Genomic DNA, 21,964 nt, shown 5'->3' with positions numbered 1-21,964 from the left:
GCCTGGCTGTCGGGGGTTTGGATAGGTGTGTGGGTGGGTAGGTGAGTCAGTGAGCGGGCAAAAGCCCAGGTGTCCTCTCACTGACTCACCTAATCACCCAATCACGTGTAACTTGTGAAAACGTCGGCAATTCGGTAGGGTTTCGTTACGCAGAAACAGCGATTTTCGTTGTCGGTGCTGCGTTCTGTCAACCGCGGAACACCTTCGTACGCCCCCCTGACACACGGCCCCCCTCGCGGTCCGGCCTTGGAAAGCCAAATGCATGACAAATGACGCCGATCTTTCGATTGAACCGCTCGATGTGATCGCCGTGGGGGCCCACCCCGACGACGTCGAAATTGGCTGCGGAGGCACCGTTGCCAGGCTCGTGGAGCAGGGATACCGGGTGGGGATCGTCGATTTGACCGACGGCGAGCCGACGCCGGCCTCGCCCGGCCCTGAGGTTCGTGCAGCCGAGGCGGCCGAAGCAGCCCGTTTGCTGGGTGTGCATCACCGCACGACGCTCGATTTGACCAATCGCATGCTGTTCGACAACTGGGACTCACGTTTGGCACTGGCCAAGGAGTTTCGCCGCTGGCGGCCGCGGATGGTGCTGGCACTCGGCGACCGCACCCCGATGGCATCGCCCGACCACTGGCAGGCGGTGCAGATAACCGAAGCGGCCGTATTTTACTCGCGGCTGACAAAATGGGACGAGCGATTCGACCACCTGCCGCCGCACAAGATCGACTCGCTGGTGTTCTACTCGCTGAACTTTTACTCGCTCGAGCCCCCGCCGCAGGGGAACTCGTTTGTGATGGACATCAGCTCGACCTACGAGAAGAAAATCGCCTCGATCCGGGCGTACGCCACGCAGTTCCCGCCGGAGAAGCAGCACATCTTCGCCCGGCTCGACGCGATGGCCCACTATTTCGGCGAAGCCGCCGGCTTCGAACGAGGCGAACGCCTGGCCAGCCCCCGGGCGGTGGGGGTACGGGATTTGATGGGCTTGGTGTAGCCCAGCAAGCTCTTTCCCTCGCTCCGCTAACCTGGTTCCCACGCTCTGCGTGGGAACCCAAGTGCCCGCCGCTCCACGGCGACAGAGTAGCTTAAAACTTGATTTTGCTAAGGAGTGACCGCAGAGCGGTCGGGTAGGCATTCCCACGCGGAGCGTGGGAACGAGGAGAGGCTACTCCTTCTTCAGCGCGTCGCGGATTTCGCGGAGGAGCAGGATGTCTTCGGGCGGGGCTGGTTTTTCGGCTTCGGGCTTGTTGACGAACTCTTCCTGGATGCGATTCATCAGCTTGACCACCAGGAAGATCGAGATCGCAATGATCAAGAAATCGATAGTCGTTTGTACGAACGCACCCCACGCAATGTAGGGCCCACCTGCTTCGCGGGCGGCGGCCAGGCTGGCGGGCTTTTCGACTTCGGGGTCGAGCCATAGGAACTGGCTTCCCAGGCTCCCTTTGCCAGTAAACGAACCGACTACCGGCATGAGGATGTCGCCCACGAACGAGGCGACGATCTTCCCAAACGCCCCGCCCATGATGATGCCGACCGCCATATCGACCACGTTGCCGCGCATGGCAAACTTCTGAAACTCTTGAATCAAGCCCATCCGACACCTCCTTTGATGCATGACGCCTGAATAGTAAGCAGAGAGCCATCGTACCGTGAGCCGGCGATTGCACAAGCAGTTGCGGAGCAGTAATGCCCGCAGAGCAGTCGGGCTGGCGTTCCCACGCGGAGCGTAGGAACGAGGTTGGGCTAGACCGCCCGCAGGCAGTCCAGCACTTGCTGCAGGTCGGCGGGTAGCGGGGCTTCGAAGGTCAACCGCTCGCCGGTTTCTGGATGGTTGATCGTCAGCCGGTGAGCGTGGAGGGCTTGGCGTTCGAGGATCACAGTGTCCGACGGATATTTTCCCTCACGACGTTCATTGTACGCCGCCATCTTGGGAAGTAATTCACCACGGTTAGCGCGGAGCGACCCACCGTACAGTTTGTCACAAAGAATCGGCAGGCCGATGCTGGTCAGGTGGACGCGGATCTGATGAGTGCGGCCAGTTTTCGGGAGTACCTTAAGCAGACTGAAACGCTCAAATCGCTCGACCACCTGGAACGTGGTGAGGGCTGCTTTGGCGTCGGGATGGCCTTCGCGAATGGCCTTGGCTTCGCGAAGCTTGGGGTGCGGGCCGATGGGGCGGTCGATCACATCGGCATCGCGGTCAGGCACGCCGCGGACGATGGCAGCGTACTCTTTTTCGGTAGTACGATCCTTGAACTGGGCAGCGAGTCGCTCGTGCGCCCGATCGTTGCGGGCGACGACGATCACGCCCGACGTGTCGCGGTCCAAGCGGTGCACGATTCCCGGCCGCTGGGGTCCGCCGGTGGTGCTGAGCTGACCAAAGCGATGGGCCACCGCGGAAGCGAGCGTGCCATTCCAGTGACCTTTGGCCGGATGGACGATCATGCCGGCCGGTTTGTTGACGACGATCATCCAGTCGTCTTCGTAGAGAATGTCGAGCGGAATGTCTTCGGGCTCAGGACCGGGCCGCGCGGTTTCGATACCCTCGATGCGAATGGTCCAGCCCGCTTCCAAGCGGAGGGCGCGTTTGACCTCCTCGCCTGGGATGAGCACCTGACCGGCGTCGATCGCTCGCTGAATCGCTGAGCGACTGTAGTCGGGTAATTGCTTCGCCAGATAGGCATCGAGCCGCTGGCCGACGGCGTCGTCGGCCACGGAGATTTCCAATGGCCAATTCTCAGCGCATTCAGCCATAGGAGTGGTTGCCTGAAGAAACCCGAATTACTCTTCGGTCGGCGTTTCGGTGTCGGCGGCAGGCTCTGCGGCCGAATCGTCGGGGGCTTCATCGGTCGAAGCTTCGTCGGCCGACTCTTCCGTAGCTGCTTCGTCCTCGGTCTTGGGGGCTTCGAGGGCGAGCGACTGCGCGTCTTCCATGGCTTCGTCAAATTCACCAAAGCCACCGCTACCCATTCCGGGCAAGCCGAGGGCATCGGGAGCAAAGCCAGGGCGGCTAAAGCCACTGCCGGCGTTCGGACGGTTGCGGGCACCTTCGGCTTCGGCCAACCAGGCAGCATACTTGGCAGCACCTAGTTCGCCGAGATCTTTCGCCCGAGCGTCAGCCAGTTCGCTAAACGGTCCGGTTACTTTTTCGTACTCAGCAATTGCCTCGTCGATCTTGCACTGGCAATCGAGCGTACGAGCCTTGCCGAATTGAGCACGCTGCTTGAGCACGCTGTCTTTGGCACTTTCGGCCAAATCGGAATAAGTATCTAGGGCCGATTGGAGAGCGCTCTCAGCGTTCTTCTTGTCGCTCAGAAACAAGTGCGAGCCTTCGGCCAACTTGGCGTCGGCCCAGGCGATCTTGGCCAGGTCGCCAACCGGCTTGTCGGCGTAGGTCTCAGCGACCGATAGCACTTTTTCTTCGTCGACGCGTCCCGGCAAGGTCGCCCCGACATAGGAGTTCCAGGTATCTCGCTGCTTGGCGTGCATGCTGTTCGAGCTAAGCCGCACCAGCGCCCAGATGGCGACGATGGCTAGCACGCCATATATAATGTGCGACGCGTAAGGAGCCAGCTTATCGTTGATCTGTTCGAGAAGCTTGGCCAGCGAATTGGTTTCGAGTTCGTGACGTTCTTCGGATTTCATACGACGCCTGAGAGTCGAATAAGGGAATGCTCGTGCAACATCTACAGAAGCGTAAGTGTAGATGTTTCAACGGTTTAACGTCAACCCATGGTTGCCCCTGGCCAGACCGATCGAAAACCGGCTGGTTCCAGGCACTCGCGGCATTCGTGCGAGGCTGCTAGCGGCTATTGCGCGCCTTGCATGGCGGGGAACATCTCGTTGATCATGGTGATGGCCGCGGGGCCCACCAGCACGACGAAGATCGCGGGGAAAATGAAGATCACGAGCGGAAAAATGAGCTTCACCGCAGTTTTCGCTGCCTTTTCTTCCGCCATCTGCTGGCGGCGGGTCCGCATCGAGTCGCTCTGCACCCGCAGTGCCTGGGCGACGCTCGAGCCGAACTTGTCGGCCTGAATAAGAATGGCAGCCAGGGCCTTTAGGTCGTCGACCCCGGTCCGCTGTCCTAGTTCGTGCAACACGCTGTTTCGCGCGGCCCCCATCTGCAGTTGCAGATTTGCCAAGCGGAACTCTTCGCTCAGCACCGCGTAGCTCTTCTGCATCTCTTCGGAGACCTTCCGCATCGCCTGGTCGAGGCCGAGACCGGCTTCCACGCAGACCACCATCAAGTCGAGGGCGTCAGGCAGGCCATAGAAGATACAGTCCTGACGACTCTTCTTCCGCAGCCAAACGACCACGTCGGGCAGGAACATCATGATGCCCGAGATAGCCACGGTGTACATCATCGCGGTGAGCGTGAACCCTTTGAGGTACAGCATCGACCCACCGCTGGCAAAGAAACCAAGCACCAGGCAGAGGAATTTCATGCCTAGGAAGATCGACACCGCGTTCTCGCTGCGATAGCCCGCGTGCTGCAACCGCAACTTGAGCTTGCTGGCTTCCTCGGCGGTTTTCGGTTTGAGCGGAGCCGACAACTTGGGCGAGGCTGCTTCGATCAGGCGGGTCATCGAGTCGGATTTCGGCGCGTTCGTACGTCCCTTCGAGCGGGTATCGCTGAATTCGTCGAGTCGTTCCTCGGCGCGCGACTTTCCGCCGCCCCCCAGGAATTCCATCAAAGCCCATACCGCGGCGGCCACACATCCGAATATCGCGAGTTGAGTTAAGAGCGTGTTGCTAATCATGGCACAGGGCCTTGGGGCTAGGGACCAATGGCAGAAGCGTTCGTCGGCAGCAAGCAGTCAGGCAGACTTTGTCGGGAGCTTCTGAATCCTCACACTTTGATATTCACAATTTTTTGAATCACGATGGCACCTAACAACTGCATCACCAAACCACCTACCAGCATTTTTTTGCCAAGGTCGTCGGTGAACAGCAACATCAGGTAGTCGGGGTTCATGCGGTACACGGTGACAAACAGCGCTGGTGGAAGCGCGAGCAGCACGATACCGCTCAAGCGCCCTTCGCCCGTGAGTGCTTGCACCTGCCCCCAAATCTTGAATCGTTCGCGGATGAGATGGCCGATCTTGTCGAGAATCTCCGCCAGGTCACCACCCGTCTGTCGCTGCAGAATCACCGCGGTTGCAAAGAACTTAAGATCGAGGTTCGGAATGCGATCGGTAAGGCTGTTGAGGGCTTCTTCCAAAGGCATACCAAGGTTCTGCTCTTCGAACGTACGATTAAACTCCGTCGAGATCGGCGCCGACATTTCCTGGCCCACCAGGTTGAAACCAGCGGCCAGACTATGACCAGCCCGAAGGGCCCGCGAAATGAGTTCGAGTGCTTCAGGCAGTTGGGCGGCAAACTTATTGAGCCGCCGTTTGCGTTTCATGATGAGCCACAGGAAGGGCAAGGTGACCAGCATTACCGACACGATTGGGGCAAACTTCATCGGCATGCCCGCGAGCGTCGGCAGCACAAACCCCAGTACGCCGGCCCCGCCAACGATACTTAGGAATTTGCTGACGGTCATATTGACGTCGGCTTGTTCGAACAGCAGATTCAGGTTCATGTACCTGGAAACGATTCGTTCGAAGGCCCCTTCGGCCCCATCGCGTCCGGCGTTGAAGATTTCGCTAGAGAGCGAGACCTCCTTGGGATCGTCTTTCGCACCGATGGTGAGCGCGCTAAGCCGCTGGGCTACTTCGTCTTCGCGATCACCGGTTCGGACCGCGGCGACTCCCGCCACGAGAGCAGCCACGCCGGCGAACACACACAGATAGATAATCCAGGCAGCCATGTCAGTTTCGCTTATTCAAAGAAAAAAGTCGTACTCGGAGTCGTCTTATTTAGTCGGCCATCATGACCCGCTCGCGGAACGTACTGGCTGGCAACCGCACGCCGGCCGATTCGAGGCGGTCCATGAAGCTCGGGCGGATACCGGTCGACACGAAGTGGCCCACGCAGCGGCCATTCTCGTCGACACCATCCTGCACGAACTTGAAGATGTCCTGCATCACGATCGTGTCTTGTTCCATGCCGAGGATTTCGGTGATATGAGTCACCTTACGCGGGCCACCCTGCAAGCGGTTGGCCTGCACAATCAAGTCGACCGCGCTGGCAATCTGCTGACGCATGGCTTTGATCGGCATCTCGAAGCCGGCCATCATGATCATGGTTTCCAGACGAGCGATCGCGTCGCGCGGGGTATTCGCATGGCACGTGGTGAGCGACCCTTCGTGACCCGTGTTCATTGCCTGGAGCATGTCGAGCGTTTCGCCACCACGACATTCGCCGATGATGATTCGGTCGGGACGCATACGCAGGGAGTTTTTCACCAGGTCGGTCGCACTGATGCGGCCTTTGCCTTCGATGTTTGGCGGGCGGGTTTCGAGTCGCACGACGTGGTCTTGCTGCAGCTGAAGTTCCGCGGCGTCTTCGATCGTTACAATACGGTCGTCGTTCGAGATGAAGCTCGACAGCGTATTGAGCAACGTTGTTTTACCCGAACCAGTACCACCCGAGATGATGATGTTCAGCTTCGCCTTCATCGCTCCTTCGAGCAGCATCACCATTTCGGGCGTCATGCTCTTGTAGTTCAGTAGGTCTTCCAGCTTGAGCGGGTTCGAACCGAAGCGACGAATCGTCACGCTGGCACCATCGAGCGCGAGCGGTGGAATAATCGCATTCACACGCGAACCATCCGGCAAGCGGGCGTCGACCATCGGGCAGACCTCGTCCACCCGGCGACCGACGCGGGAAACGATACGGTCGATGATCTGCAGCAAGTGTTTGTTGTCGCGGAACACCACGTTGGTCTTCACCAACTTGCCGCTCTTTTCCACGTAAATGTTCTTAGGACCATTCACCATGATTTCGCTGATGGATGGGTCTTTGAGCAACAGTTCCATCGGCCCCAGACCAAAGGTCTCGTCGAGCACCTCTTCCACCAGACGATCGCGTTCGTTGCGATTGAGAAAGGTGTCTTCGGTATCGCACAAATGCTCGACAACCAGGCGAATTTCACGTCGAAGCACGTCGCCTTCCAACTCGCCGACACGCGACAAGTCGAGTTTGTCGACCAGCTTGGTATGGATACGCCGTTTGATGTTCTCGAACTCGGCCTCACGGTCTTGTTGCGACAACATGGACGATCCACCGGCGGCAGTACTCATGGCTCTATCAAATCTTGTATGCGGGGTTTATCTCAGGGACCAATAACCGCCCGTCCACACAGACATCGGGTGCCTGTGTGTGGAGGTTTCTGCCAAAGCGTAGCTTAAAAGCAGCACCCAGGAGTCTGGATTGTGGAGAAAAGCGAATGCGGCCTGATCGTGAGATTTACCGAAGCTTAAAGGCTCATAATCGGGCTTTTCGCAGCCAGCTGGCAGGGCTGCAGAGGTTAGCCGTAAAACTCCGGCCCCAACCTAGTCGACGTTGACACCCATCGCTTCGTTGGATAGTGTTGTAAGTTGCAGTACTGCTACATTCCGCACTCTCCGCACGGTCATCATGCCCCGGAATCGCCGCATCCTTAGCCTTGCTTTCGCACTGGCCTACAGCTTGATTGCTGTGGCTGGTTACGGGCTGCATGCGCTGGTGCCTTGCGACGATCCGACCTGCGGTCAGGCCGAAACCTCTTGCGACTGCTTCTTCTGTGGCCTGGCCCATGAGGAAGACACGGTAGACCTCGACCTGCCTGGCGGGCAGATCGGTACTCCCAAGCACGGGGCACATCAGCCCGGTCAGTGTGCGGTTTGTTGCACTCTGGCGAAAATCAAAGTCGGCCAAACAGGGCTCGACGCAGCTATTCTCACGTCGGCCGTCTCTTTCGGCCCTCAACCAGTAGCGATGGAAGCGGCTCCCACCGCCCAGTTGCTGGTGTACGCCCCGCGTGGGCCCCCTGCCCTGCAGGCCTAGGTTTGTCGAACGTTTGTGTGCGCAATCGCTGCGCGCATCCTCTGAACTTACGTCCTGCTTCACCCGCTTGCATTCCGCCTGCGGCTACCGCATGGTCAGGAATCGCGTCGGGCAATATTGGTGGTATCTATCATGCGTCGCAATGCGTTTACGCTCGTAGAGCTATTGGTGGTGATCGCCATCATCGGCGTGCTCGTGGCATTGCTCCTGCCGGCCATTCAGGCGGCGCGGGCTGCTGCACTTCGTTCGCAATGTGCGAACAACATGCGCCAGGTTGGTTTGGCGATGCACCAGTTTGCCAATGTCCACAAGGGCCGTTTTCCCGGCCTGTGGCATGAGTCGGACAAAAGCAAGTCGTGGATCTTCACCCTCGCTCCTTACATGGAAGACGTGGATGAAATCCGGCTTTGCCCAGAGGACATCAAACGCGTCGAGCGGAGCAGCGGTGCCGAAACCAGCTACGTGATGAATGGTTACCTGCGCCGCCCGACGAAAACCGAGAAACTCGTACACCCTGAAGAGGTCGAGTACTTCGTATCCGACTTATTCGATCTGCCGGAAACTCATAACACGATCGTGCTGTTCGAAGCGGCCGACACCTCGGCGGTGGAGATTCAGTTCGATCATGTGCATAGTCCGGAATGGTACGAGGAAGACAAACCGACAGGCCGAGACCGGCTCGCCGCCATTGAGCACGAAGTAGCCATCGGTCGTCACTCCGACACGGTGGCCAACTATCTCTATGCCGATGGCCATGTGCAAGCGATTGCCGCAGCGCAAATCGCCGAGTGGGCCGAGGAAAGCTTCCACTTCGCTCGCCCACCCAAGTAAAGCACTGCTCTCGCAGAACGTTTCGCTTCGCTAGTCAACGAGCATTCTCTCGTTGCCATAGGAGCATGCGTGTGCAGTTTCCAATATTTTCCATTTCAAGACCACATCTACTGAGTTCGAACTAATGAAACTTTCTACCTTACTGTTTGCCGTTGCTGTTTGCTTGCCCATGAGTTCGTTGCTGGCTCAGCACGACCACGGACACGAGCACCTGCACCTATATGCTGGCCGGCCTACATCTGATGGTCAGACCATCTTGGCTGGCTCCGATTTTGATAACGAAATACACTTGGAAGCTCACATTTTCGAGGGAGATCTCGAAGAGGTCACGCTTAGCAGCGGAAGCTACTATACCGCAACCGAGCCTGGCTACCTGACGCCAACCGCCACAAATGGAAACCCTTGGCCGCTGCTCGAAGGCGAAGGCATCACTATGAATAATGTCGCATACACGCTCGAGGGCGTTACCTCCGACCTGTTCTACTGGGATGGCACCGGCGAGGTAAGCTTCTCCGATAGCCCCGCCGTGTTAGCGATTACTCAAAACACCGGACTGGCCGACGCCGATGGCTACTTGCATGGTCATCCGATCTTCGATATCGACGATCCCGCTACCACCGAATTGCCAGCAGCGGGCATCTACATGGCTCCGTTCAACCTGGAGTTGGATGGTCTGGAAGCATCTGAAACCGGCCTACTGCTGTTCGTCACCGGTGAAGATTTTGAAGAGGGAGTAGAGTTGGCAGAGGAATACCTTCATAGCCAAATGGTTCCCGAGCCGGCTAGCCTCGCACTGGTTGGTCTGGCCCTCTGCGGCCTGGCCGTGGTCGCTCGTCGCTAGTTTGCGTTGCGCCGCGGTCGCCTGCGAGGGCGACCGCGGTGCTCCTTATTTCCACTTCCTCACAACTACTTGATAGAACCAAAAATCATGAGGCCTTCAACCTTCATTTTCACTCGGGCTTGGTTACTGCTGTGCTTGCTCACAGTCGCCAGTGCTTCGACCGCGGCGACACATCTCGACATGATGGTTCAGCAGGAGGATGGCAAACTCGTTACCGGTTTAGCAGAACTCTCAGAAGGTGCATACAGCATCGGCGCTCAGGTCTATTCAGGAAGCCTCCTGTCGAGCAATCGTGCGTCAGATCCAGGCTACTTTTCGCTAGCCGAGGGTAATCCCAACCTTCCGGCCGAGGCCTTACCTGCCGACAGCGATTTGTACTGGGACTTTTTGCCAATGTCGGTTGGAGCAACAGTCTCGAACCTGTTCTACTGGGATGGCCTCGACGACAATCTTGATGGCCTGTCGATCGACGACGTCGAGTTCGATCGCCCCGACAACGAACAGTTCTATATGGTCAGTAATGGCTTCTTTGCTGCTGACGCCAGCGACCAGATGGTGCCTGGAGGAGTGATCGACACCACGGCTTTCGACGGTTCGATTCACAAGCACCCCGCTTACATCCTCGATACCAGCGACGCATCGACTCCCGACACCGGCATCTACATGATTTCGATGCAGGTCCGTATGGATGGCCTTGAAACCAGCGAGCCCTACTTTCTGCTGATGCGCACCTCGACCCTCGGCGACGATACGCTCGAAGTGGCCACCGATTGGGTTGAGGGCAATCTCGAGATGCTCACCGGTGGGCCCACCCTCCCTGGCGACTACAACGGCGACGGGCTCGTCGACCTCGGCGACTACACCGTGTGGCGTGATTCGCTCGGTTCCACCACTGATCTGGCGGCCAATGGCGATAACACCGGCACGAGCCAGGGCATTATCGACGTCGCCGACTACGAGATCTGGAAAGTGAACTTTGGGACATCGCTGAATCCCATCGCAGCCGTAGAAACGGCCGTGGTGCCTGAGCCTGGCAGCGGAAGCCAACTGCTGATCGCAGTGCTTGTGGGTTCGGTACTATTCGGTAGCCGTGTCGCTGGTTTTCGACGATCGGCCGCTCGACCACAGTCCTAGCCAGCCCGATTTTTTGGTGGCCGATTCGGTTTCGCTCATGGCTGCTTCTTCGCCGCTCAACGCGGCGGCAAGCTGTCCGATCGACTGGGTGATCACCGCCTTGGGGGCCTGTTCGATCAACGGGACACCATTGTTGCGGACTTCGACCATCACTCGATAGTCGTTGGGCACTTGCCAGTAGATGTCGTGGCCAAGCGTTTCCTGAGCCTTGCGAATGCTGATCTGTCCAGCATCGTGCCCTACGCGATTCACCACCACTCGCAGCTTGTCCTTCAAGCCTTCGACCTCGCCAAAGGCCATCATCAACCGCACCACGTTTCGCAAACAAGGCAAATCGAGCTGCGTAACCATCAGCACGTCGGTTGCCATTTGCATGGCAAACAAATCGAGCTTGGTAAAGGCCTTCGACGTATCGATAATCAGATGCGTAAAGGTAGCCTTCAGCAAACCAAACATCCGCTGGAGGTCGTCGGTCGAAATATGCTGACCATCTTCCAGCGCAACCGGACGAGGCAATAAGTAGAGCCCTGAACTGTGCTTGGTAAGCGAACGCTTGAGCAGCGTAAAGTCGAGCCGCGATACGTTCTGAGCCACATCGCTCAGCGTGTATTCGGGAATCGTGTCGAGAAACACATCGGCGTCGCCGACCGCGAGGTCGAGATCGACCAGCACAACACTATTCTGAGGATTGCCCGCTAGCGCGCATCCCAGATTCACTGCGATGCTCGTCGCTCCAACCCCACCAGTGGCGCCGCACACCGCGATGACTTTACAGCCTCCGCGTGAGCCACCAGCCTGGGCACCAAACTTGTTCCGCGCCACGCGACTGACCGCAGCGGCCAGTTCCTCGGGCTTGATCGGCTGAGTGAGAAACTCCTTAGCCCCCGCCCGCATAGTTCGCAGAATCAGGCTGCCATCGGTGGAACTGCTGGAAACCAACAGGGCCAACTCGGGCTTTTGCTGAGTAAGATTCTCAACAAGCTGTACTGCGGCCTCGGGATTGTCGTCGAGGTTGATAATACCGACATCGGGGTCGGTTTGCTTGACGACATCGGGGAAGAACGCGTAACGCGAACACTCCGCTTCGAGCCACACGGTATCCAAGCCAAGTAGCGTCGACTTCACCGCATCGCGTGAAGCGTCGTCAGGGTCGACAATGGCAATGCGAAGTACGTGGCTCATAAGAGGCGAACTGTTGGTCGGGCTGCGTCGTAGTAGCGATCGATTATTCTAATACACCGGCTGGGATGTGCCTATTCTCCACACCCTTCGACAGAAAGGTAGCTTACGGAGTGCAATCAGGCAGCATCGGAATCGCGATGAAGTTGCCAAAATACGACATTCTTCCTCGCGATTCCCATCCTGAACCACTATTCAGTATCGTAACCGACCGGACCTATTAAACCGCCTTCAATGGAATAATCGGACCGCGAAGGACTCGGCACGCTCGGCGGAGCCGATTGTGTGGGAACCCGGCGGAAATTAGCCGTGCGTGGATTGGCGTACGCTCCGCTCGCGACCGCTTGCGACGACCGCGAAGCCGATTGGTTTGCCGCACCCAGGTCGGGCATGTGCAATTCGCCGTGTACCGGAGCACTGGTGGGAGCATTGTCATACTGGATCGCGGGGCTGCCGGCCGGAGTCGGAACCGGTTGTTCGTAAGGCATGCCCTGCTGCAGCGGTACCATCTGCTCGCCAGGTCCCATCATCGGGTACGAGCCTTGCGATGGGTAGCCACCCTGGCAGCCCTCTTGCCCGCAACCACCGCAGTCGAGACCGCAGGGACCGTAGGCATTCGGTACTTCAATCTGACCTTCGCAGTACAGCTGATGATTGCTAGGCGACATCGTCACTTCGCCAGGACCACAAGGGGGCACTTCGTGCGGATCCATCGCGTCGACAAACTCAGGAGTCACGAGAATCAGCAGTTCGATTTCGTTTACTTCATCCTTGGTTCCGCGGAACGGAACACCGATGCCAGGGATATCGGCCAGGATCGGAATACCGGTTTTGATCGATTCGGTTTGACGCTGAATCAAGCCAGCCAGGGCAAAGGTCTGCCCCGCCCGCATTTCGACCGCTGTATCGGCCTGTCGAACGCGGAAGCCGGGAATCTGGTTATCGTTCAGGGTCACGCTAATCGACGAGTCGGGCGAGCTGACACGTGGGCGAACTTCCAGGCGGATGTTGCCGTTGCCTAGCACGATCGGCAGGAAGTCGACCTGCGTACCAAACGGTTTGTATTCGATGCTGCTGGTCCCCAGGCTCTGAGGCACCAGAATCGGCACTTCACCACCTTCGAGAAACTGAGCAGGGCGACCGCTTACCGATACCAAGTTAGGCTCGGCAAGAATCTTTGCGACGTTGTGTTGCTGCAAGGCGTCGAGGAAGCCAAAGAAGCTGGTGCTGCCGCTGACGATGCCGAACTCGACGGTCGAACCACCACCAGTGGTACCCGCACGAATACCGGTTGCCGAGAGCAGACCGTTAGGACGCGAACCGACGAAGCCACCACCTTCGGTAGTGAGGGCCCAGTCGACACCGAGCTGACGCAGTTTGGTGCGAGAGATTTCGTACATCTTCACCTTGAGCACCACCTGCTGCACGCCGCCCACTTCGAGGCTGTTGATCACCTTGGGAGCGTAGTCTTCCGCCAGCCGCATCATGGGGCCAACGTGGTCGGGGCTATCGACAAAACCGGTGAGCATCAGGCTCTGGCTGTATTTGCGAACCGACACCGACGAGTTCGGGAACGTGACCTTCAAGGCATGTTCCAGCTCACGTACGTCGCCATAGATTACGACGTCGATGGTGTGCACCTTGTCGTTCTCGTCCCACAGGTTGATCTGCGTGACGCCCGGCTTCTTGGCCGAGATCGACAGTTGCTTGGCCGACAGTGGAGTGACCGCAACCAGCTCAGGATTATTGACCTGAGCCTTGGGGATGTTCAAATCCAGCGTAAGAATACGACTGGAGTTGGTGGTCATCTCGAGCCGCTCGCTTTCGCGGCTGATATGCCGAATGATGTTTGGCGTCGAGAACTCGGCCGCAGTACTTGCGCCCGTCTGCGCCATCGCGGGGTGCGTGGCCCAAGCCATCAGCGCGACGGCAAGCGCGGCACCAAACCATGTTCGTGTCGAACGACCGATAACCGGCTGATTCTGATCGTACATCCCTGTACTTCCTTTGTTATCCGCCGCCCGCAGGCGACGCGAGCCGTTGCTGCCGATCAAGACAGTCTGGCTCACCCCCCGTTCACACCCTCGCTACCGGCTACCGTTTCCCTGATAGTCGGCCACGAGCGTGGGTAATCACACTGATCACCTTCCACTAAGTCGCTATTAGAAGTCGATCGGAAAATCGGCCCCGAACTCTTCTTCTAATTCTCGCAAGGCCTCATTGTCATCCTGGATTTCCGATTTTTTCTGAGTCGTAGGATTCGGCATCACAGGAAACTGAGGTGATATATCGGCAGAACGACCAGTCGCACCCGAGTCGCGAATCGGTTTACCCGAAACAGGATCGAAAGCAACCACACGTACCTGCTCTGCTTCGAGGATGGTCATCTCAAACGGAGGACGTTCCTCGGCAGCTTTCTTGACTTGAGCAAACAGTCCGCCTAGGAAACCAGCAGCTTCCGTGGCTTGCGAAGGGCTTGGCCCTTGCTCCATCTCGCGGGTGTTGTGGCTATCGCTACGCTGCCCCAACAACTCGGCGACATCTTGCTCGATTTCTTCGGTAATGGCTTCGTCGTTCGGGCTACGCGGAATCAGATTGAGCTCGCCAATCTGCTCGGCCAAAGCGACTTTGTTCGCCTGGCTCGGTGTGAGCAACAGCGACACGGTTTTCGCAATATTGCGGCCTTCGCCATCGTCTTCAGATGCGCGAACCACGGTTTGGTCGACCGCGTAGATGCGAATGTTCTGCAGAATGATCCGCGTACGGGCAGTGGCAAAGCCTTGGCCCGGGTTACGATTGATGAACAACTGAATGTCGACTCGGTCGCCAGGGCTCAACAGACCAGCCGCGCTCTTCTGAGCATCGACCGAGATCGTTTTCAGACGCATTCCAGGAGGAATGCCGCTGATCGGATCGTTTACTTCGCCTTGGGCTAGCAGTTTGGCCTCGAGGATGGGCTCGCCTTGGATAATGTTCGCCTTGGGGCGACGATTTTCCAGTTCCTCGAGCGTGCGAATCGCACCTTGAGGCACCTTATCCTTGGGCCATTCCTGCAACGTGACCATCGACTCGTCGATGGGATCGTTCAGATTAATGTTGACCGTGGCTACGTAAATCGATTCGGTCTCGTAGCTGACCACGGGTTCATTACGGCTCTCCATCACTTGGCTAATGCCAATGGATGCAACGAGGCCACAGCCAAGCGCGAGCGCGAGCAGTACTAATGATTTTGGTCGCATAGGACCCCCCTAGGTCGTTTCGCGAAGCAGAGCTCGACGGGTTTCGACTCGTGCTTCACCAGGTTCAAAACTGGCAACAATGACCACCACTGGCGCGCGGGCGCTGCGTGGGAACCTTGTCGCTTTCTTCGGCAGGATCGAATCATCTGATCCAACAAAATGTCTCGGGTTACGTGCTAGCATGGATTCGCCGCAGGTTTTCGCACCGCTGTCGCGGATGCTTAAACCAACAAGCCAGCCCAGCTGAAGTAAATGATGGTGCCAATGGCGATTGGAATACCGTAAGGCAGGAGCTTCATCGATGGCTTCCGCTCAGCGGCGATTTCCGAAAGCTTCTCCGGATCGCGGATCATCATGATCTCGTTCCAGATGAACCAAAATTGTTTGTGATGCTTTTCCCAGCTACCCGACAGCAGCACCATGGCCACGGCCAGGATGCCACCCACAACCGCAGCAACGGCGAACGAGTACAGGGTTACTTCTACCCACATCCAGGCGCCGATGCCGGCCATCATCTTCACGTCGCCGGCGCCCATGCCACCGATGGCATAAGCTGGCAACAGAGTAAGCAGACCAACGACGGTGCCGAGCAGGCTGTAGGACAGGCCTTCCCAACCAGGGTAGGCGCTGAGTGTGTAGCTGTAGACCCAGCCGAGAATGATCATCGGGTAGGTCATGGCATTCGGCACGCGTAGCTGCAAGCCGTCGACTACGGCCATGGCAATAATCGTGACAGTTACCAGCCAAACGTGCCAGTTAGTTACAAGGGCGTCTTGCCAAACAGCTAGGTCGAACATGGTTGTATGTCCCGCGAGTATCGTGTGAATCTTCGGAAGGCGGCCCCACCTTCGGCCCGCACGAGGAAACATAGCTCACGATTTTGTCGCTGGTCAGCAAACAGGCGTCAGTTGGATGGAATTGCCAGAAAGCCCCCATCGGGGCCAATCACAATGTCCATCGGGTCGCGCTCGTCGGCTGACACAAAACAAAAAATCCCCCTCACCGAAACCTGCTCGATGAGGGGGATGCGCTATACAGATTACACTTTTAGGGTGTTCAGGTTGTAAGCTCGTTTAGCTGGCTGTGGTCAGCTGAGCCGACACCGAGTTAAAGGTGCTGGAAGCATTCGTGCCGATCGAGCGAATCGCTGTCAAGCAGACGATTACGATCAGAGCAAGCATCACCGCGTATTCAACAGCAGTGGGGCCATCTTCCGACTTGAGGAATTGTTGTACTTTCTGAGCGAACTTCTTCATAGCATCCTCCGGTTCTCGATGTCAGCAATGTGCTAACACCCTAAAAATGTCAGGAGCGGTTTAGCTCCCGGTTGACGGCCTCGGGTAACACCCACGACGCAACATGCGACGAGGTGAGCCTGAATGTGTTACTCACGGGCCAAATTACAAAACAATTGCGTACCATAAGTCGTCAATTGCTTCCTACTTTGCCGGCATCTTGCGATGACCAGCGTATTCCTTCGGCAGTCTGGCTACCACGCTTCCTAAGAAGTGGGTCCTGGACTTTGCGTCCCAGCCTTACGACTGGTTTGCCTTTGTCGAGAATGATGACGCAACAGGCTCTCGATAGCGTTAACCGATTCGCAGTACGAATCGAATGCACACGAAATAGTAGTAAGTAGATGAGTCCTTCACGATAAGTTCCGCTGTCCGGCGTGAGCGGCTTTGACTGCCTGCTCGCTCGCTGAACACTTGAAACCTATGTCACTTTCGCCAGGAGTCAAACAAACGGAGCAAAGTTTTTGAAAACTGTGTTATTTCCCGGGAAACGCTCAAGTTCTTTCCTCCGCCATTTCTGAGATCACGCAGTGAACCATAACGTACGTTTGCCTAGAACATCCCGAATTCCTTTGTGACTTCGCGTGGTAAACATGAATAGCATCGCTGCCAAACTCGAAAAGCTCGTCCCCGGGGGATATATGCCCGGCAGTGCTCCCATGACCGAGCCAACTGCTTGGGGAGCCTTGGCCTTACATACTGCGGGTCGGCAGCAAGCGGCGGCTCAGGCGGCGGCCTGGCTGTGCGACGCCCAGCACTACAACGGTATGGTGCCAGCCACGGCCGATGGCGATGCTCCCGGCTGGACCACCAGTCTGGCGACTCTCGCCTGGCGGGAGATCAACGCAGAACTCTACTCCGAACAGCTCGACCGTGGCATTCACTGGCTGCTCGAGTCAAAAGGCAAGCCGAATCCCCAAAGCGAACACGTGGGGCACGACACCACGCTCGTCGGCTGGAGTTGGGCGGCTAACACCCACTCGTGGCTCGAACCAACTGCGTTTGCCACCATGGCGCTCGTTGCGGCTGGCGAGAACCAGCACCCCCGCACTCGCGAAGCGGTGCGGCTGATGGTTGATCGCCTGCTTCCCGGCGGCGGGGCCAACTACGGCAACACACGCATTCTCGATCAAACGCTGCTCCCGCATCTGCAGCCGAGTAGCATCGTGATGTGGGCGCTGGCCGCGCAAGGCTCCGACGATCCGCGCGTCGAGCGCACCCTCGAGTACATCGAACACGAACTCCACCGCCCGACCGGCTGTGCGTCGATGGCGTATGCCATTATCGCCCTTACCGCTTGGAACCGTCGCCCAGCGGATGCCGACAAGCGGATACTCGATGCCTATAACCGGCTCGGCACGCAAGACAACTGCTACAAGCTATCGCTACTGCTGCTGGCATCCAACGAACAACCGTTGTTCGCCGCGCAGTCGCTGGCCGCTCGCGCAACGTCGGCTGGCATCGCCTGAACTTCACCTCGCGGGACTTACGATCGCTCATGAGTGAATCTTCCGAACACGCTTCGCCACACAAGTTCGACCGCCGTACGCTGCTTACCGCTGGTATTGCTGGGGCGGCCGCGCTCGCCGGCGGGCCTGCGCTCTATCACTGGGCGAATCCTCGCGGGCAGGTGTTTGTCGCCCGCAATCAGCGCTACGATGGCTCGCTGGTGCAGACCATTCAGGATGGCATCCTCGCAACCGGCATGCAGCCGAAAGCCTTATTCGGCAAACGGGTGCTGCTGAAGCCGAATCTGGTGGAACCACAACGCGACCGCCCGCAGATGACCACTCACCCAGCGATGATCGTCGCTGCGGCCGAAGTGTTTCGTCGCTGGGGAGCTAGCGTCTCGGTGGGCGAAGCTCCTGGGCACGTTCGCGATACCGAAGTCGCGCTCATCGAGTCGGGCGTCGGCGAGGCCTTGCTCGACGGCGGGGTCGATTTCGCCGATCTCAACTATCAGCAGTCGGCCTGGCGCCCGAATCGAGGCCGCCGGAGCAAGCTCCGCGGTTTCTGGCTGCCGGAGAGTGTCGCCGAAGCTGATCTCGTGGTGTCGATGCCGAAAATGAAAACCCATCACTGGGTTGGTGTCACCTGCAGCATGAAGAACTTTTACGGAGTGCTGCCAGGCATCAAATATGGCTGGCCGAAGAACGTGTTGCACCACAATGGCATTCCCGAAACGGTTGCCGACATCAATGCGTCGGTGCCGAAGTCGATGGCCATCGTCGATGGCATCGAATGCATGGAGGGCGACGGGCCGATTCTCGGTACCGCCAAGCAGATGGGCCTGGTGCTCATCGGCCCGCGACTCGCATCGGTCGACGCCACGGCCGCGCGCATCATGGGTCTCGACCCGCAGAAGATTACCTACCTGCAGCTAGCCACCCGCAACATGGGCCCGCTCGACGACAGCATGATCGACCAACGTGGCGAAAACTGGCAAGAGCTGGTCAGCCCGTTCCAGGTGCTCGATAAGCCTCACCTGCAACGGTTGCGGATCGATCGCGTCGGCCCCGAAGTCAGCTAGAGCGATTTGCCCTAGCCATCGAGTTCGATCGAAAGCCGCTGCACCACTTTTTCGAAGGCCTGGCTTTCGGCCCCGCCCTGCTCGGCCAGGCACTCATGGCACACCAGTACGTGCCGCCCGAGTGCTTTCACGTCGAGCTGATCGGGTTCGATCTCCATCCACTCGCCGATGGTCGAAGGGCACTCGTCGTCGAAGTCGAAATACTTGTTGAGCGCCGACAAGCTGAAGAGTTTGATCTGCTGCGAGCTGTCGGCCACGATCGAGAACCTTTGGGCGTGCTGTTCGGCGAGCTTGCGCACACCGACTAAACAACCGAGGAATGTGCTGTCGAGGTAATCGCACGACGCCATATCGCACACCAGCGGACCACGCTGCAAGGCAAGTTCGGCCGCCGCGCGAAACGCGGGACTCTCGTGCATGGTGCCCCGCCCGCTCACTCGAATCACGACTCCACCAGGCATATTGCCCAGGAACATTTGCGTTTGCATCTCGCTTTCCTCCCGCCAGTAAAGTTTGAGATAAGCTTCAGCTTCCGAGTGATTGTAGCGGGCGATCTACGCCAGGCCAAAAACCAACTGACGAAAAGCCGGAGGTTCGCTGCATGTCGCGACGATTGGCAGGATCGCAGCTGTTAGTTAACGAACCACGGCGAACAAACAGTCATCGGCTGCCTGTTTAGAGCGTTCGCAAAGCAACAAATCCGACTGCTGGTTTGTGAGCCGAGACGCGCTATCACCCACTGCGTAAGAATAGGGAGAGGCAACGAGCACTAGTTCGGTTGGTCGCCTTCTAACTCGGCCAACCGTCGGCGAAGTTCTTCGTTCTCACTTGCCAGCTCGGCTTCGCGATTGTTAGAGGTATCTAGTTCCTCGCGTTCGGCATAGCTCACGATGCGATCTTCGGTGAAGTAGACACCAGAGAACATCGAGGTCTTTACCACCGCATTGTGGATATTTCCATCCCGGTCGCGATATCGAACACGATAGATGCGATCGTTTTTCTCACCGAACCAACCGGTGCCAAATGGCTCCCAATTCGAACTAAGCAGCTTTCCCCCTTGGCGATGAATATAGCCCCTCACTCGATCGCCATCCATCGAGCCCGCAAACAAGCGAGCCCCCACAGCAATCGAAACAAAGAAGACAAACACCACTACGATTGCCACACCATCCATTGCAACTACCTCGTTACAGGAACGAAACTTCGTTCGATGCAAATCATTGATTACCGGCTAGCTATTCGTCGCTGCATCGCGAATCTTGCCCTTTGCTGCTCGATTCATTGCCCGCCGTGACTCAAGTGTCGGTCGGGGTTGAGTCCCAGTCGTTATCGGTGGAGTAACCACACAGCCAGTTCAATGCGAAGTGCCGCTCCATGGTAATCGAGCGGACCACGGCCCACTCTTCGGCATCGAGCGACTGGTACGACTTGCCCATGGCGGCAAAGTCGTCGTCGATCACTTGCTTCAGCTCGCCCGCTTCGTGCAGGCGATGGGCCGACATCCGCACCACGTCGGCATAGGAGTTCACGCCGATGCTGGTGAGCGCCTCGTTCGCGGGGAACGCTTCGCCCGACTCCTGCATCTGACGCGTGCGACTCCGCCAGTGCCAGCTCTCGGCAAGTTGCCGCATCCGTTCTAGCTCTTCCGGCGGGCGGAGCGTTGCGGTCGCGAGGAACTCGTCGGTCGCTTCCTGCGGGAACTCTTTGAGCAAGTCGTGCGAGGCCCTCGTATCAAACTCCGGCAACGTATCGAGCTTGCCTAGCGCCCACAACAACACGGCCGCCGACTCGACGCGCCAGGTCATGTCGATTTGCTGCCGCTCGGTGAGGCTCGCCATGGTGGTGGTGATGAGCTCTCGCTCGCGCAAGGAGAGCTTCGACCATACGCCCATTTCGCGGAGCACGTGCCACAGCTGATTGCGAAGCTCGACCCCTTTCGCGTTGAACTCGGCGATGTCGTAGGCCGACCACTCCTCCATCCAACTCTCCAGCATCTGTCGCGGGGGCGAAGTCACTGCGTGCACGATGCAGTACTTGAGCACCACGTAGCGCTCGGCCGCTTCCCGCGGTGTCGGCCATACCTGGGGAGTGTCGTCGTCCGCGGGTGGTTCGGGCTGGGGAGGAGCCGCGAGTTTGGTGCATTCGATTTCGGCTTGGGCATCGGCTCGGCGCTTGATGTAACAATTGCCCGAGACCAAGGCCAGCCAGTTTTCGCCTTCGAACACTTCGGTATCGATCACGCCAAAGCTGTCGGGGAACTCCATCTTGGTGCCATCGGTCGGATGCGGCACGCCAGGCACCTCTGCGATCTCTTTAGGAAAGGTTGTGCTCAGCGTGTCGACCATCGCTGCGTAGATGGCAAACTGCGAGAACCGATCGGCGCACGGATACTGACGCTTGCCGAGCACGAAGAACACCGGCGGATCGTCCGGCCCCAACTCGGCAACCGGAATCACCCACTTGGCCTCGACCATGCCGCCGAACATCGGTTCGCTTCGCAGCACCAGCTTGCCCTCTTCCACACGCAAGTTATCGATGGCCAGCGAGTAATCGGCCTCGCACCACAGGTGTTCGATCCGGCCAAACCGCTCGTGCCATTCTACGACCGCCGCTGGCAGGTTGAGTTCGAGCCGCGTTTCCACTTCGTCGACCAGCGAGCCGCACGACACCGGAGTGCCATCGTGCCCATGCCAAAACGCGGCGAACCGGGCGAGCCGCGCCCAGCACTCGTCGCGATTGGTCGGAATCTCGGTGAAGAGCGGGCGATACACGGCAGGTCCTTTGTGAAGATTTCGTGAACAGCGAAGCCCCCGCACAACTCGTCGAGCGGGTGGTTCCTCCTCCCCTATTTTGCCGCGATTCAGGAGCGCGGGTAACCCACGGTTTAAGGACTGGCACTTTTCTACTAGCCGGCTTAATTTCGCCCTGCAATTCATCCACTTTTTCGTATCAATTGGCCACCTAACGTGAT

21 protein-coding genes and 1 riboswitch are annotated in these 21,964 nt (G+C 58.1%); of the genes, 7 read left to right on the top strand and 14 right to left on the bottom strand.

The genetic code is table 11. The annotated features are described in order from the left end of the window. Positions 1-262 precede the first annotated feature (262 nt). Entirely contained in the window at positions 263-997 is a 735-nt protein-coding gene (locus Pan181_RS05275; RefSeq protein WP_145245840.1) for a PIG-L family deacetylase, read from the top strand. Between the two features lie 171 nt (positions 998-1,168). On the opposite strand, the gene mscL is transcribed toward Pan181_RS05275, so the two are convergent. The 6 genes from mscL to Pan181_RS05245 all read right to left on the bottom strand — a co-directional run bounded on the left by mscL (position 1,169) and on the right by Pan181_RS05245 (position 7,199). Then, positions 1,169-1,600 carry a large conductance mechanosensitive channel protein MscL gene (gene mscL / locus Pan181_RS05270; RefSeq protein ID WP_145245839.1) on the bottom strand — a complete coding sequence of 144 codons (432 nt, stop codon included), beginning with the start codon at positions 1,598-1,600 and terminating at the stop codon, positions 1,169-1,171. Positions 1,601-1,749: 149 nt separating this feature from the next. Beyond that, positions 1,750-2,760 (bottom strand): RluA family pseudouridine synthase, encoded by a 1,011-nt coding sequence (locus Pan181_RS05265; RefSeq protein WP_145245838.1) that lies wholly within the window; start codon positions 2,758-2,760, stop codon positions 1,750-1,752. Between the two features lie 27 nt (positions 2,761-2,787). Beyond that, positions 2,788-3,651, bottom strand: a complete 864-nt coding sequence (locus Pan181_RS05260; protein ID WP_145245837.1) for a hypothetical protein — start codon at positions 3,649-3,651, stop codon at positions 2,788-2,790. Positions 3,652-3,815: 164 nt separating this feature from the next. Continuing rightward, positions 3,816-4,769, bottom strand: a complete 954-nt coding sequence (locus Pan181_RS05255; RefSeq protein WP_145245836.1) for a type II secretion system F family protein — start codon at positions 4,767-4,769, stop codon at positions 3,816-3,818. Positions 4,770-4,858: 89 nt separating this feature from the next. Further along, positions 4,859-5,824, bottom strand: coding sequence for a type II secretion system F family protein (locus Pan181_RS05250; protein WP_145245835.1), 966 nt, complete (start codon positions 5,822-5,824; stop codon positions 4,859-4,861). Between the two features lie 49 nt (positions 5,825-5,873). Further along, entirely contained in the window at positions 5,874-7,199 is a 1,326-nt protein-coding gene (locus Pan181_RS05245) for a CpaF family protein (protein ID WP_231943750.1), read from the bottom strand. Between the two features lie 337 nt (positions 7,200-7,536). Here Pan181_RS05245 and Pan181_RS05240 point away from each other — a divergent pair, with 337 nt between their 5' ends. The 4 genes from Pan181_RS05240 (at position 7,537) to Pan181_RS05225 (ending at position 10,750) form a co-directional block, all read left to right on the top strand. Beyond that, complete coding sequence (locus Pan181_RS05240; protein ID WP_145245834.1) at positions 7,537-7,944, top strand: hypothetical protein; 408 nt, start codon at positions 7,537-7,539, stop codon at positions 7,942-7,944. 132 nt (positions 7,945-8,076) lie between these two features. Beyond that, complete coding sequence (locus Pan181_RS26945) at positions 8,077-8,775, top strand: type II secretion system protein (RefSeq protein ID WP_145252015.1); 699 nt, start codon at positions 8,077-8,079, stop codon at positions 8,773-8,775. Between the two features lie 124 nt (positions 8,776-8,899). Next, positions 8,900-9,616 carry a PEP-CTERM sorting domain-containing protein gene (locus Pan181_RS05230; protein WP_145245833.1) on the top strand — a complete coding sequence of 239 codons (717 nt, stop codon included), beginning with the start codon at positions 8,900-8,902 and terminating at the stop codon, positions 9,614-9,616. Positions 9,617-9,703: 87 nt separating this feature from the next. Continuing rightward, a complete protein-coding gene (locus tag Pan181_RS05225) occupies positions 9,704-10,750 on the top strand; it encodes a hypothetical protein (RefSeq protein WP_145245832.1) in 1,047 nt (348 codons plus the stop codon). On the opposite strand, the gene Pan181_RS05220 is transcribed toward Pan181_RS05225, so the two are convergent. The 5 genes from Pan181_RS05220 to Pan181_RS05200 form a co-directional block, all read right to left on the bottom strand. Next, the gene (locus Pan181_RS05220; protein WP_145245831.1) at positions 10,694-11,932 is read right to left on the bottom strand and encodes a nucleotide-binding protein; all 1,239 of its coding nucleotides are present in this window, start codon (positions 11,930-11,932) and stop codon (positions 10,694-10,696) included. The genes Pan181_RS05225 and Pan181_RS05220 overlap by 57 nt on opposite strands. Before the next feature lie 188 nt (positions 11,933-12,120). Next, a complete protein-coding gene (locus Pan181_RS05215; protein WP_145245830.1) occupies positions 12,121-13,998 on the bottom strand; it encodes a type II and III secretion system protein family protein in 1,878 nt (625 codons plus the stop codon). A gap of 93 nt (positions 13,999-14,091) precedes the next feature. Then, on the bottom strand, positions 14,092-15,168 hold the full coding sequence (gene cpaB, locus Pan181_RS05210; RefSeq protein ID WP_145245829.1) for a Flp pilus assembly protein CpaB: 1,077 nt from the start codon (positions 15,166-15,168) through the stop codon (positions 14,092-14,094). A 221-nt stretch (positions 15,169-15,389) separates the two neighbouring features. After that, the gene (locus Pan181_RS05205) at positions 15,390-15,965 is read right to left on the bottom strand and encodes an A24 family peptidase (protein ID WP_145245828.1); all 576 of its coding nucleotides are present in this window, start codon (positions 15,963-15,965) and stop codon (positions 15,390-15,392) included. Between the two features lie 276 nt (positions 15,966-16,241). Continuing rightward, complete coding sequence (locus Pan181_RS05200; protein WP_145245827.1) at positions 16,242-16,424, bottom strand: Flp family type IVb pilin; 183 nt, start codon at positions 16,422-16,424, stop codon at positions 16,242-16,244. Positions 16,425-16,644: 220 nt separating this feature from the next. Continuing rightward, a riboswitch (cyclic di-GMP riboswitch) is annotated at positions 16,645-16,729 on the bottom strand. Positions 16,730-17,056: 327 nt separating this feature from the next. Between Pan181_RS05200 and Pan181_RS05195 the strand changes: the two genes are divergently transcribed. Next, entirely contained in the window at positions 17,057-17,932 is an 876-nt protein-coding gene (locus Pan181_RS05195) for a hypothetical protein (RefSeq protein ID WP_145245826.1), read from the top strand. A 29-nt stretch (positions 17,933-17,961) separates the two neighbouring features. After that, a complete protein-coding gene (locus Pan181_RS05190) occupies positions 17,962-18,993 on the top strand; it encodes a DUF362 domain-containing protein (protein WP_145245825.1) in 1,032 nt (343 codons plus the stop codon). 11 nt (positions 18,994-19,004) lie between these two features. Here Pan181_RS05190 and Pan181_RS05185 read toward each other — a convergent pair whose 3' ends face one another. The 3 genes from Pan181_RS05185 to Pan181_RS05175 all read right to left on the bottom strand — a co-directional run bounded on the left by Pan181_RS05185 (position 19,005) and on the right by Pan181_RS05175 (position 21,764). Beyond that, complete coding sequence (locus tag Pan181_RS05185; RefSeq protein WP_145245824.1) at positions 19,005-19,481, bottom strand: STAS domain-containing protein; 477 nt, start codon at positions 19,479-19,481, stop codon at positions 19,005-19,007. Between the two features lie 281 nt (positions 19,482-19,762). After that, positions 19,763-20,167, bottom strand: a complete 405-nt coding sequence (locus tag Pan181_RS05180) for a hypothetical protein (RefSeq protein ID WP_145245823.1) — start codon at positions 20,165-20,167, stop codon at positions 19,763-19,765. Between the two features lie 121 nt (positions 20,168-20,288). Then, positions 20,289-21,764 (bottom strand): DUF4272 domain-containing protein, encoded by a 1,476-nt coding sequence (locus Pan181_RS05175; RefSeq protein WP_197528929.1) that lies wholly within the window; start codon positions 21,762-21,764, stop codon positions 20,289-20,291. Positions 21,765-21,964 lie beyond the last annotated feature (200 nt).

The organism is Aeoliella mucimassa (assembly GCF_007748035.1).
Lineage (GTDB): Bacteria > Planctomycetota > Planctomycetia > Pirellulales > Lacipirellulaceae > Aeoliella > Aeoliella mucimassa.
Note: the sequence above shows the minus strand (reverse complement) of the source record. Positions and strands in the feature narration are given on the sequence as shown.